15 protein-coding genes are annotated in these 12,374 nt (G+C 63.7%); all 15 read left to right on the top strand.

Features of this window, described 5'->3' with window-relative positions; translation table 11 throughout:
* Positions 1-57 precede the first annotated feature (57 nt).
* Entirely contained in the window at positions 58-438 is a 381-nt protein-coding gene (gene flgB, locus NKJ06_RS24255; RefSeq protein WP_109659404.1) for a flagellar basal body rod protein FlgB, read from the top strand.
* Positions 439-440: 2 nt separating this feature from the next.
* A complete protein-coding gene (gene flgC, locus NKJ06_RS24250) occupies positions 441-857 on the top strand; it encodes a flagellar basal body rod protein FlgC (protein ID WP_352632673.1) in 417 nt (138 codons plus the stop codon).
* Positions 857-1,177, top strand: a complete 321-nt coding sequence (gene fliE, locus NKJ06_RS24245; RefSeq protein WP_352632672.1) for a flagellar hook-basal body complex protein FliE — start codon at positions 857-859, stop codon at positions 1,175-1,177. The genes flgC and fliE overlap by 1 nt, the downstream gene beginning before the upstream one ends.
* A gap of 11 nt (positions 1,178-1,188) precedes the next feature.
* Positions 1,189-1,977, top strand: coding sequence for a flagellar basal-body rod protein FlgG (flgG, locus tag NKJ06_RS24240; RefSeq protein ID WP_013529795.1), 789 nt, complete (start codon positions 1,189-1,191; stop codon positions 1,975-1,977).
* Between the two features lie 3 nt (positions 1,978-1,980).
* Entirely contained in the window at positions 1,981-2,532 is a 552-nt protein-coding gene (gene flgA / locus NKJ06_RS24235) for a flagellar basal body P-ring formation chaperone FlgA (protein WP_352632671.1), read from the top strand.
* Entirely contained in the window at positions 2,529-3,770 is a 1,242-nt protein-coding gene (locus NKJ06_RS24230; RefSeq protein WP_352632670.1) for a flagellar basal body P-ring protein FlgI, read from the top strand. Before flgA ends, NKJ06_RS24230 begins: the two co-directional genes overlap by 4 nt.
* Before the next feature lie 9 nt (positions 3,771-3,779).
* Positions 3,780-4,361: a MotE family protein gene (locus NKJ06_RS24225; RefSeq protein ID WP_352632669.1), complete on the top strand. Its 582-nt coding sequence runs from the start codon at positions 3,780-3,782 to the stop codon at positions 4,359-4,361.
* Entirely contained in the window at positions 4,358-5,068 is a 711-nt protein-coding gene (flgH, locus tag NKJ06_RS24220; protein WP_352632668.1) for a flagellar basal body L-ring protein FlgH, read from the top strand. Before NKJ06_RS24225 ends, flgH begins: the two co-directional genes overlap by 4 nt.
* 19 nt (positions 5,069-5,087) lie before the next feature.
* Positions 5,088-5,582: a flagellar basal body-associated FliL family protein gene (locus NKJ06_RS24215; RefSeq protein WP_352810863.1), complete on the top strand. Its 495-nt coding sequence runs from the start codon at positions 5,088-5,090 to the stop codon at positions 5,580-5,582.
* Positions 5,579-6,310, top strand: a complete 732-nt coding sequence (gene fliP, locus NKJ06_RS24210) for a flagellar type III secretion system pore protein FliP (RefSeq protein WP_352632666.1) — start codon at positions 5,579-5,581, stop codon at positions 6,308-6,310. The genes NKJ06_RS24215 and fliP overlap by 4 nt, the downstream gene beginning before the upstream one ends.
* Positions 6,311-6,545: 235 nt before the next feature.
* Complete coding sequence (locus NKJ06_RS24205; RefSeq protein ID WP_352632665.1) at positions 6,546-7,532, top strand: flagellin N-terminal helical domain-containing protein; 987 nt, start codon at positions 6,546-6,548, stop codon at positions 7,530-7,532.
* Between the two features lie 265 nt (positions 7,533-7,797).
* On the top strand, positions 7,798-8,862 hold the full coding sequence (locus NKJ06_RS24200) for a flagellin N-terminal helical domain-containing protein (protein ID WP_352632664.1): 1,065 nt from the start codon (positions 7,798-7,800) through the stop codon (positions 8,860-8,862).
* Between the two features lie 129 nt (positions 8,863-8,991).
* Positions 8,992-10,638: a flagellar basal-body MS-ring/collar protein FliF gene (fliF, locus tag NKJ06_RS24195; protein WP_352632663.1), complete on the top strand. Its 1,647-nt coding sequence runs from the start codon at positions 8,992-8,994 to the stop codon at positions 10,636-10,638.
* 3 nt (positions 10,639-10,641) lie between these two features.
* Positions 10,642-11,268 carry a hypothetical protein gene (locus tag NKJ06_RS24190; protein WP_352632662.1) on the top strand — a complete coding sequence of 209 codons (627 nt, stop codon included), beginning with the start codon at positions 10,642-10,644 and terminating at the stop codon, positions 11,266-11,268.
* The coding region (locus NKJ06_RS24185; protein WP_352810860.1) for a MotB family protein at positions 11,265-12,374 on the top strand (1,110 nt) is incomplete at its 3' end. The genes NKJ06_RS24190 and NKJ06_RS24185, both read left to right, overlap by 4 nt.

The following is a 12,374-nucleotide window of genomic DNA, read 5'->3' as shown; positions in this document are numbered from 1 at the left end:
CGCAAGGCCCGCGCAAGACTCGCGGCCTAGTCTCTGAGTACCTGCTCGGAGATTCTCATGGAGCCCGTTTCCCTTTTCGACCTCGCCGCCAAGCAAGCCCAGTGGCTGGCCGTGCGCCAGTCCGCCGTCGCCGGCAACATCGCCAACGCCAACACGCCGGGCTACACGGCAAACGACGTCGAGCCGTTCGAAAAGGTGCTCGACCGTACCGCTGTATCGCTGCAGGCCACGCAGGCCGGCCATCTCGGCAACGCCGCGACCAATGCCGGCTTCACCATCAAGCCGCAGGAAGATGACGGCGTCGTCATGCCGTCCAAGAACTCGGTCGTGCTGGAAGACCAATTGCTGAAGGCCGGCGAGGTGCGCCGCTCCTTCGAACTCAACACGGCGATCGTCAAGGCGTTCCATTCGATGATGATGATGGCGGTTAAGAGCTGACCATGGACGCGCTCACCGCAGCCCTCAAAGTCGCAGCGTCCGGCCTCGGCGCCCAATCGGAGCGCCTGCGCGTCGTTTCCGAAAACCTCGCCAACGCCCAGTCGACCGGCACCGCGCCCGGCTCCGACCCCTATCGTCGCAAGACCATCAGCTTCGTCTCCGAACTCGATCGGACCTCCGGCAGCTCGACGGTTGCAGTGAACTCGATCGACCGTGATCCAGGCGACTTTCCGGTCGAGTTCCAGCCCGGCAACGAGGCCGCCGACGAGAAGGGCTACGTCAAGATGCCCAATGTCAACGTGCTGATCGAAATGGCCGACATGACCGAGGCCAACCGCTCCTACGAGGCCAACCTTCAGGTCGTCAAGCAGGCGCGCGACCTGATTTCCATGACCATCGACCTGATGAGGAACCAGTAATGATCAGCGGCATCGGAGCCCTTCAGTTCAAATCGTCGATCGGCGGTGACGACGCGGTGACAAGCCTGCTGCAGGGCGGCGCGACACCCGGTGGCAATGTCGGCACCTCCTTCGCCGAGGCGCTGAGCCAGGCGGCCTCCAAGACCGTCAGCACGCTGCAGAATGCCGAGCAGGTGTCGATGCAGGCGCTCAAGGGCGACGCCGACACTCGTCAGGTGGTCGACGCCGTGATGAGCGCGCAGCAGGCGCTTCAGACCGCCGTCGCCATCCGCGACAAGGTGGTTTCCGCCTATCTCGAAGTCAGTCGAATGGGCATCTGAGGAATTCCGCCATGAAAGCACTCGCCATCGCCGCCACCGGCATGAATGCCCAGCAGACAAATCTGGAAGTCATCGCCAACAACATCGCCAACATCAACACCACCGGCTACAAGCGCGCCCGTGCCGAATTTTCCGACCTGCTCTATCAGGTCGATCGCACGCAGGGTGTGCCCAACCGCTCCAACGCCTCGCTGGTGCCGGAGGGCGTGTCGATCGGTCTCGGCGTCAAGACGACGGCCGTGCGCAACGTGCACACGCAGGGCGAACTGACCAGCACCGGCAACAGTTTCGACCTGGCGCTGACCGGCAGGGGCTGGTTCCAGATCGAGGGTGCAGACGGCGGCACGCTCTACAGCCGAGCCGGCGCCCTCAACACCAACGCCACCGGCCAGTTGGTCACGGTCGACGGCGCTGCCGTCATTCCGGCCATCAACGTCCCCGTCGATGCCGTCGAGGTCATCGTCAACAAGACGGGGCAGGTCTTCGCCCGCATCGACGGCCAGACCGACCTGCAGAACCTCGGCCAGCTTCAAATCGCCAACTTCGCCAACGAGGCAGGCCTGGCGCCGCTCGGCGACAATTTGTTCCAGGAAACCACGGCTTCGGGGCCGGCGAATGTCGGTGTCCCGGGCGACCCCGGCTTCGCCACCATCCAGCAGGGCTATCTCGAAGCCTCCAACGTCGACCCGGTCAAGGAAATCACCGAGTTGATCTCGGCGCAGCGCGCCTATGAGATGAACTCCAAGGTCATTCAGGCCGCCGACGATATGGCCTCTGTCGTCTCCAAGAACATCCGGTAACGCATGATGTCGACGCCCGGCCTCCTGTCCGCATTTCGCCGCACCGCGCTCGTCCTTGCGCTGGTGACCGGCGGCATGCCGGCTTTTGCCCAGGAATCGACAAACCAATCGACAACCCAATCGACAAGCCAATCGGCCACTCAGATCGCCAGCAATCAATCTGTCGGCGAGGTGGTGCTGATTCCCAACCGGGTCATCTATCCCGGCGAGACCATCGGGCTCACAGCCCTGAAACAGGTGACCCTCATCGCCGGCAAGCACAAGCCGGACGCGGTCGTCACACGGGCCGAGGAACTCGACGGCAAGATCGCCAAGCGCACGCTGCTGCCCGGCCGCTACATCCCTTCCACCGCCATCCGCGAAGCCTGGCTGGTCGAACAGGGTGCGTCCGTGCAGGTCTTCTTCATCGCCGGCGGATTGACGATCTCGGCAACCGCCGTGACGTTGCAGCCAGGTGCAGCGGGCGACCTCGTCAAGGTTCGCAACATCGACAGCGGCAAGATCCTGTCCGGCACGGTGATGGCGGACGGAACCATCCAGGTCAGCGCTTCATGATGCGCGGCCTTGCCCTGATATTGGCCGCCGTGATTGGCCTGCAGCCGGCGCTAGCCGACGGCCTGACGCCGAAGGCCAAGCGCGAGCTCGCCGCCAAGAATGGCGGCGTCTACGACGATCCCGAATATAATCCGGCCACCACCAGCCGCATGTTCCGGGTTTCGTCCGGGCCGAGTTCGCTGCCGCCGGGCCAGGTCGCGTCGCGCATCAAGGACATCGCCCAGCTGCAGAGTTCGCGCGACAACCAGTTGGTCGGCTACGGCCTGGTCATCGGCCTTGCCGGTTCGGGCGATAGTCTGCGCAACTCGCCGTTCACCGAACAGTCGATCCGCGCGATGCTCGAGAATCTCGGCATAGCCACCGAAGGCGGTCGCGCGCGCGCCAAGAACGTCGCCGCCGTCATCGTCACCGCCAACATGCCGCCCTACGTGCAGTCGGGCGCCCGGATCGACATCGACGTCTCCTCAATGGGCGACGCGACCTCGCTTTCCGGCGGCACGCTGATCATGACGCCTTTGAAAGCGGCGGACGGCGAAATTTATGCCGTCGGTCAGGGCTCGGTCATCGTGTCCGGCTTCACCGCCAAGGGCCAGGCCGAGCAGTTGACGCAAGGCGTGCCGACCTCCGGCCGCGTGCCGAACGGCGCCATTGTCGAGCGAGCTGTCCAGGCCGAGTTCGACGACCAGGCGACACTGACGCTGCAACTGCGCAATCCCGATTTCTCGACCGCAATCCGCATTGCCGACGCCATCAACGACTACACCAGCCAGCGCTTCGGCATGCGGGTGGCGGCCGAGCGCGATTCGCGCACCGTGCAGATCAGAAGGCCAAAGGGTGTTTCGGCGGCTCGCTTCTATGCCGAGATCGAGAACCTGGTGGTCGAATCCGACACGCCGGCCCGTGTCGTCATCGACGAGCGCACCGGCACCATCGTCATCGGCAACGACGTCAAGATCTCGCGGGTCGCCATCAGCCACGGCACGCTCACCGTGCGCATCACCGAAGCACCACGCGTCGTCCAGCCCGAGCCCTTCTCCAAGGGCGAGACCGCCGTCGAACCGTTCACCGCCATCGAAGCCAGCCGGCCCGATGCCCGCGTCGCCGTGCTTGACGGACCCGATCTCCAGACCCTCGTTTCCGGCCTCAACCGTCTCGGCGTCAAGCCGGACGGCATCATCGCCATTCTGCAGGGCATCAAATCGGCCGGCGCCCTGCAGGCCGACCTGGTTCTGCAATAGGCGATGCCGATGACGCGCTCCTTCTCACGCCATGAAAGACATCGCCCCGCCGCGATTCTGCTCGCGACCGCCGTTCTCGCGGCTCTGCTCTTCGCCGGCGATACCGCACGCGGCGAGGAAACGGTCCGCCAGGTCTTGCCGGGAGCACCGGTCGCGGCGGCGCCGCAGCAATTGACGCGGGAAAAGGCACCCGACCAAAGCGAGATCGAGCGCTTCTGCTCCAACATCGCCGACGCCGCCCGCGACCGCCGCTATGTCTTGCAGGCGGAGGAACTGAAGCAGCTCCAGGCCGGCATTGACGAGCGCATGAAAGCCTTGGATGCAAAGAAAGCTGAATACGAGACCTGGCTGAAACGGCGCGAGGTTTTCCTGGCCCGGGCCGAAGACGGCGTCGTCCAGATCTATGCCGGCATGAAACCCGACGCCGCCGCCGAGCGGTTGGCCATCGTCAACGCCGATCTGGCGGCGGCCATATTGATGAAGCTCGATTCACGCAAGGCGAGCGTTATCCTCAACGAAATGGACCAGAAGGCTGCGGCGACGCTCACCGGCATCATGGCCAGCGCAGCCCGAAGGGTAGATCCGTCATGATCCGCAAAATGCTCGTCCTGTGCGCGGTCGCCGTGCTGTCCGGTTGCGGAACCAACCTGAAGGAAGTCGGCAGGGAGCCGGCTCTGTCACCGGTCGGCTCCGGCATCGACGACGCCAGCACTGGCTCCCTCTATCGCTATCCAGAAACGCCGCCGACGCCGCCCAAGAAATTCTCGTTGTGGGATGACCGCCAGAGCCGGCTGTTCACCGACCCGCGGGCGCTGTCCCAGGGCGACATCCTGACCGTCAAGATCAAGATCAATGACCGGGCCAACTTCAAGAACCAGAACGACAGGAGCCGCACCGCCAACCGCAAGCTCGGTTTCGACATCAGCGCGCAATGGGACAAGGTTGGCAGCACCGCCGGCAAAGGTGCTGGCGCTCTCAACTCCACCACGGACACGACGGCCGATGGCGAGATCAAGCGATCGGAAACCCTGGAACTCAATGTCGCCGCCATCGTCATCGATGTCCTGCCGAACGGCAATTTGATGATCAAGGGGTCGCAGGAAGTGCGCGTCAACGCCGAACTCAGGGTGCTGACACTCGCCGGCATCGTGCGGCCGGCCGATATCGGCGCCGAGAACACCATCCCCTACGAACGCATCGCCGAAGCGCGCATCTCCTACGGCGGACGCGGCCGCATCACCGAGGTCCAGCAACCTGCCTACGGCCAGCAGATTCTCGACCAGGTTCTTCCGTTCTAGGATTGGGGAACACGGCACCGTGGCAAATGTCGAACAGGTTCAGTCGCGCAAGGGTCCTTCGCTCGCCATCCAGGCTGGCATGCTGCTGGTTGTGACGGCGGCCGCCATCGGCATGGGCTGGATGTCCGGCGGGTACCTCAAGGGCGTCGACGCACCGCCGTCGGTACCGGTCGCGCCCGAGAACGAGGGCAAGACCGAGCAGCCGGCTTCGGCCGAGCAGCCAGGCGTGGGGCCGACGCTCGTCGTGCTGGCGCCGATCACCACCAACATCGCCTCGCCTGCCGATACCTGGATCAGAATGGAGGTGTCCGTCGTCTATGACGAGCCGCAGCCACAGGCTATGTCGGATGATATCCACCAGGACCTTCTGGCTCTGGTGCGCACCTTGAAGATGCATCAGGTCGAGGGCGCCAGCGGCTACCAGCACCTGAAGGCCGATCTCGAGGAACGCGCCTCGATCCGCAGCCAGGGTCACGCCAAACAGGTTCTCATCAGGACATTGCTGCTCGAATGAGAAAGTTCCTTCTCGCCACGGCGATGATCGCCGCCGCCACATCCGTCGCGACGGCCCAGCAGCTCGATCTAGGCGGCATCGGCAAGGCTGATGGCACCACCGTCGGCTACATCATCCAGATGTTCGGCCTGCTGACCGTGCTGTCGGTGGCGCCGGGCCTGCTGATCATGGTGACGAGCTTCACTCGCTTCGTCATCGCCTTCTCGATCCTGCGCGCTGGCATCGGCTTGCAGTCGACGCCGGCAAACCTCATTTTGATTTCACTGTCGCTGTTCATGACCTTTTATGTCATGGCGCCGACCTTCGATCAGGCCTGGAACACCGGCGTCAAGCCGCTGATGGACAACCAGATCACCCAGACCGAAGCCTTCGACAAGATTTCGGATCCGTTCCGCACCTTCATGCTGCGCAATGTGCGCGACAAGGACTTCGACCTCTTCGCCGATCTCGCCCGCGAGCGCGGCCAGACCGTTTCGCGCGACACTGTCGACCTGCGTGTCCTGGTGCCCGCCTTCATGATCTCTGAGATCCGGCGCGGCTTCGAGATCGGCTTCCTGATCGTGCTGCCATTCCTGGTCATCGACCTGATCGTCGCCACCATCACCATGGCGATGGGCATGATGATGCTGCCGCCGACGGTGGTGTCGCTGCCGTTCAAGATCCTGTTCTTCGTCCTGATCGACGGCTGGAATCTGCTTGTCGGCAGCCTGGTGCGCTCGTTCAACTGACCGCCGGCAACGTATCCCTGGCAACTGGTCGCTGCCTCGCTGGTCAGGCGCGGAATTTCAAGCAATATATTTTCGATTAACCGTCCGGTTTATCCCTTTGGTAGGGACTTGCCCGCATATTCGCTCGCAGATGGCGGGTGATCGATTTCAGAGATCATGGGCATGATGCCGCACCGTCATACCGGGAAGCCCGGTATGTAAAAAGAACACCTGTAAAATCAAGGTACGAGTAGCCATGTCCAGCATCATGACGAACACCGCCGCGTTGACGGCGCTGCAGAGCCTGAACTCCACCAACAAGAATCTCGAAGCCACCCAGTCCCGCATCTCGACCGGCTACAAGGTCTCGCAGGCTTCCGACAACGCCGCCTACTGGTCGATCGCCACCACGATGCGTTCCGACAACCAGGCTATGTCCACCGTTTCGGACGCGCTCGGCCTCGGCGCCTCGAAGGTCGACACCGCCTACACCGGCATGGACAGCGCGATCACCACCATCAACGCGATCCAGCAGAAGCTGACCGGCTCCTACGGTCAGACCGACGCCGCCAAGGAAAAGACCCAGGTCGAAATCGCCGCTCTTCAGAAGCAGTTGAAGGCCTACGCCGACGGCGCCACTTTCTCCGGCACCAACATGCTGTCGGTGTCCACGGCTTCGGGCACGGCGGCAGACATCAAGATCGTTTCGGCCTTCAACCGCAGCGCCACCGGTGCGGTTTCGATCTCGACAATCGACGTCAACGTGGAAAGCATCAAGCTCTATGATGCCGGCGCCGCGCCGACCGCCAAGGGCATCCTCGACACGGCCCGCCTCGGCACCACCGGCGCTGCCGTCGCCACCGCCTCGGCCCCGACGTTGGGTGCTGCCGCGGCGGCCACTGACACCTATTCGGTCGCCGGCCTGGCCATCTCCGTGGGCGGCGTTGCCGCCAGCGACACCCAGATCCAGCAGATGATGAACGTCGTCGATGCCGCACTCAAGGATATGACGAACGCCGCCACCAAGCTCGGCGCCGCCAAGAGCTCGATCGACCTGCAGAAGACCTTCACCTCGAGCCTGATGGACTCCATCGATCGCGGTATCGGCCAGCTCGTCGATGCCGACATGAACAAGGAATCGACCCGTCTGCAGGCGCTGCAGGTCCAGCAGCAGCTCGGCATCCAGGCGCTGTCGATCGCCAACGGTTCCTCGCAGTCGATCCTGTCGCTCTTCCGCGGCTAATCGCTTCCGCTCAACCACAGTTCGCACTAAAAATCTGGCCGCGCCAAAAGCGCGGCCCGATTTGCGTTTGCTCCAGCCTCGCGCAATCCTCGTTCCTTAACTCTCAAAAGCCAGCTTTTAACAGGCTGTTAACCATGCCGCGCTAGTTATGGTTAACCAATAGCTTACGACAGTTGGCGAATCGGCCTCTCGGCAGAATGCCACCCGTTGAACAGGCCTATCCGGCATGTCTGAGCATGTCGGCTTTTGAGAAGGAGCGACTTTCTTGGCGAGCATCATGACCAACGCTTCGGCGTTAACCGCACTTCAAAGCCTCAGCGCCACCAACAAATCGCTCGAGCAGACGCAGGCCCGCATATCGACCGGCTACCGGGTCTCGCAGGCCTCGGACAACGCCGCCTATTGGTCGATCGCCACCACGATGCGCTCGGACAACCAGGCCCTGTCGACGGTGCAGGATGCACTCGGCCTCGGCGCCTCGAAAGTCGATACCGCCTATACCGGCATGAACAATGTGCTGACGACGATCGGCCAGATCAAGACCAAGGTGCTGTCCATGGTCGGTCAAACGGATGCCGCCAAGGCAAAAACCCAGACCGAGATCAAGGCGCTTCAGGCGCAGATGAAGTCATTTGCCGATGCGGCGACCTTCTCGGGCTCGAATTTCCTCGCGGTGACCTCCAAGCAGGTCGCCGCCGCCAACGATGGCGTCCAGGCCGACTCCCAAATCGTGTCCTCGTTCAATCGCTCCTCATCCGGCGCCATCTCGATCGGAACGATCAATATCGATGTCGAGGGCACCAAGCTTTTCGACTACGGCTTGGCCACCGACGTCAAGAACCAAGGCACCCTCGATCGCCAGACCTCCATTTATGCCACGGGAGCCGCCCAGACCCTCTATGACACCGCCTATACGGCCTCGATCGCGGGCGGAGGAACGGACATCGCCGCAAACGCCGCCGGCCAGACGGCGGCGGGAGCAGTCGCCAAGGTCGACAATATTTCCGCCTACAACCTCGACATCACGGCGGCCGGCGTAACCGACGACATCATCACGCAGATGGTGACCAGGATCGACAAGGTCATGGCTCAGTTGACCGATTCCGCCACCATCCTCGGTTCGGCCAAGAGCAGCATCGACCTGCAGAAGACCTTCACCCAGAGCTTGATCGATTCCATCGACCGCGGCGTCGGCCAGCTCGTCGATGCCGACATGAACAAGGAATCGACCCGCCTCCAGGCGCTGCAGGTTCAGCAACAGCTCGGCATCCAGGCGCTGTCGATCGCCAACAGCGCCTCGCAGTCGATCCTGTCGCTGTTCAAGAGCTGATCGCGGGCGCCATCGGCGCGATCCCTGCTCGATTGACGGGCCGCGCCGCAAGCGCGGCCCGATTTCATTTTCGCACAAGCTTCGAGGACTACTGTTCCGGCGGACAATCATGCTGGGAGTCGTTGAACCGTGCCGGAACAGATCCAGAGCATCATCTCGAATCTCCGCGGGTTTGGCGTGAAGCGCCTTGCCATGCTGGCGGGCATCGCCGTTCTGGTGATGGGCGTCATCGGCATCGCCTCGGTCTATCTCAACCGCCCCGCCTACGACACGCTCTATGTCGGGCTCGACCGCGCCGACGTGAACCAGATCGGGCTGGTGCTGGGCGAAGCCGGCATCGGCTTCGACGTTGGCGCCGACGGGACCTCCGTGCTGGTGCCGGCGGGCACCACCGCACAGGCGCGCATGCTGCTTGCCGAAAAGGGTCTGCCGACGAGCGCCAATGCCGGCTACGAACTGTTCGACAATGTCGGCTCGCTCGGCCTCACCTCCTTCATGCAGCAGATCACCCGCGTGCGCGCGCTGGAAGGCGAGATCGCCCGCACCATCCAGTCGATATCGGGCATCAAGGCGGCGCGCGTCCACATCGTCATGTCCGAACGCGCCAATTTCCGCCGCGATGAGCAGCAGCCTTCCGCCTCGGTGGTCATCCGCTACGCCGGCATCGACGCCGAGAAGAGCGCTATGTCGATCCGCCATCTCGTAGCCGCCGCCGTCCCCGGCCTGTCGGCCGACAAGGTGACGGTGCTCGATTCCAGCGGCAATCTACTGGCCGCGGGCGATGATCCTTCCAACACCAGCGCCGCCCGCACGCTCGGCGTCGAGCAGACCGTCGAGGCGCAGATCGGCGACAACATCCGCCGTGCGCTGACGGCCTATCTTGGCCCCGACAACTTCCGCGCCAGCGTCAAGGCCGAGGTCAACACCGACACCCGTCAGACCGAAGAAACCATTTTCGATCCGAATTCCCGCGTTGAGCGCTCGGTGCAGTCGGTGCGCGCCAACGAAAACAACAATCAGAAGCAGGCCTCCACCCCGGCCAGCGTCGAGCAGAACCTGCCCGAGGCCCAGGCAACCGCCACCGATGGTCCGCAATCCTCCTCGCAGAACGACCGCAAGGAAGAGATCACCAATTACGAGATCAATTCGAAGAAGATCGCCACCGTCTCGAACGGCTACAGCGTCACCAAGATGTCAATCTCCGTCGTCGTCAACCAGCAGCGGCTGACGGCCATCCTTGGCAAGGACGCCACGCCGGAGCAGATTGCCAAGCGCGTCGCCGACATCCAGAAGATGGTGACCTCCGCCACCGGCTTCGACGAAAAGCGCGGCGACGTCATCGATGTCTCGGCGGTCGAGTTCATCGACGGGCTGGATGGCGAGGCGATCCCGCAGGCGGGAATGCTCGATTCCATCGGCCAGCATGCCGGCACCCTGATCAACGCCGGTGCCTTCATCGTCGTCGTATTCCTGGTCGCTTTCTTTGGCCTGAGGCCGATGGCGTCGGCGTTGACGGCAAAAGCGACACCGGCTCTGTCAGGCCCCAGCTTCGATGATGTCCAGCGGTCGCTACCGACGCCGGAAGCAACCGCCGCCGCCGAGAGTGCCTCGGTTGCCGCCTTGCCCGGCACGCGCCCGGGTCCCACACCGCTCGACGATCTTCGCCAGAAGATCAGGCCAGCGCCGCAGGATCGGCTTGCCCGAATGGTCGACCTCAACGAGGAACGCACCGCGCAGATCCTGCGCAAATGGGCTGCCCAGGAAGTCGCGGTATAAACCATGGTCTCCGCAGCCCTCTTCGACCTTCTGCCTGATTTCGGTACCCGCACGCAACGTGCCGGTCAGCCCCGGGCAGCAGTCGATCCCCAACACAAACCCGAGACGCCTGCCCCGCAAGCAGATATCGGCACGCTGATCGCGGAAGCGGTCGTCCAGGCCGAGGCGGCGCTCGAGACACGCCTGTCGATCGCGCATGAAGCCGCGCTTGAAGCCGAACGCCAGGCCCATGCAGAGGAGGCAAGGGTATTTCTCGAAAGCCTCGGCGACGATGTCGGCAAGGCGGTCTCGTTGCGCATCGATGCCATGGAGGCGCGTGTGACCGGGCTTGTCGCCACCACGGTCGCCCGCATCATCGGCGGCATCGTCAGCGACGATCTGCAGAAACGCTCGATCGAGGTGCTCGCCAGCGCGATACGCGAGGCGGTCGGCGATGCCGAAGCGGTGCGCATCGTCGTGCGCGGGCCGCTCTCGCTGTTCGAGACACTGAAGGCATCGCTCGGGCCCCGCACCGCCAATCTCGACTTCGTCGAGGCACCGGGCTTCGACCTCACCGTCGCCATCGACGAGGCGGTGTTCGAGACGCGAATGGCCGAATGGTCGACGACCCTTTCAGAGGTCCTGGCATGAGCGTCGCCGAGGCTGGACACACACCCCACGAAATCATCATCGTGCGGCGCGGTCATGACGACCACGACGAGGCCCACCATGGCGGCGTCTGGAAGATCGCCTTTGCCGACTTCATGACGGCCATGATGTGTTTCTTCCTGGTCATGTGGCTGATCAACGCCGCCAACGAACAGACCAAGGCAGCCGTCGCCAGCTACTTCAACCCGGTCAAGCTGGTAGACCGCAATTCGAGCCGAAAGGGCCTGGAGGACCTCGGCGACGGTCCGCGCGCGATCGGGACGACGGCCGACAATCCGCAAAAGGCGACCAACAAGGCCGGCCAGGACGGCGATGGCTCGGCGGACCGCAAACAGGACAAGCAAGAACTCCCGCAGGCGGAACACTCCGACGAGCATCTGTTCGCCGATCCCTACGCGGTGCTTTCGGAAATCGCCACCGACACCGGTGTCATGCAGAATGTCAGCCAGAAGGGCGACGGCGGCGTGCAGGCCGCCGGCCCGGCGACAGGCGCCTCTGGCGGCGCCTCCTATCGCGATCCCTTCGAGCCTGATTTCTGGTCGCAGCAGGTGGCGGCGCCCGGCGCCGAGGCTAGTGCCGAACGCACCAGGATCGAGGGCGATCCGGCCAAGCCCGGCGACAAGACCGCCGAAACGCAAGCGCTCAAAGTCAAAGCCGTGCCGCCTGTCGCGGCCGCACCGCTCGAGCCGCTGGCCAAGGACACTGCCGGCAAGCAGGCCGCGAACCCCGCCACGGCAATGGCCAAGGCCGGCGACATCAAGCCAAACGATACAAAAACCGCGGACGCGGCCAAGGCCGGGCCCGAGGCGCAAGAGGCCGCCAAGCCCGACACCGGGGAGAAGGCGCCGACCGCCGCCGCTATCAAGGCCGCGGCCGATGTCAAGCGGCAGCTGGCCGATGCCTTCAAACCCGGCGACAAGCTGCACGACGGCGTCTCGGTCGAAGCCACCGACATGGGCGTCGTCATCTCGATCACCGACCAGTTCGACTTCGGCATGTTCGAGGTCGGCTACGCGCAGCCCCGCCCGGCACAAGTGGTTGGGATGGGAAAAATAGGGCGCAAAGTCAACACCCACAACGGGCCCCAA

Origin of the sequence: Mesorhizobium sp. M0293 (genome assembly GCF_040321735.1) — a bacterium.
Classification (GTDB): domain Bacteria; phylum Pseudomonadota; class Alphaproteobacteria; order Rhizobiales; family Rhizobiaceae; genus Mesorhizobium.
This window is presented reverse-complemented; position numbering and strand designations above follow the sequence as displayed.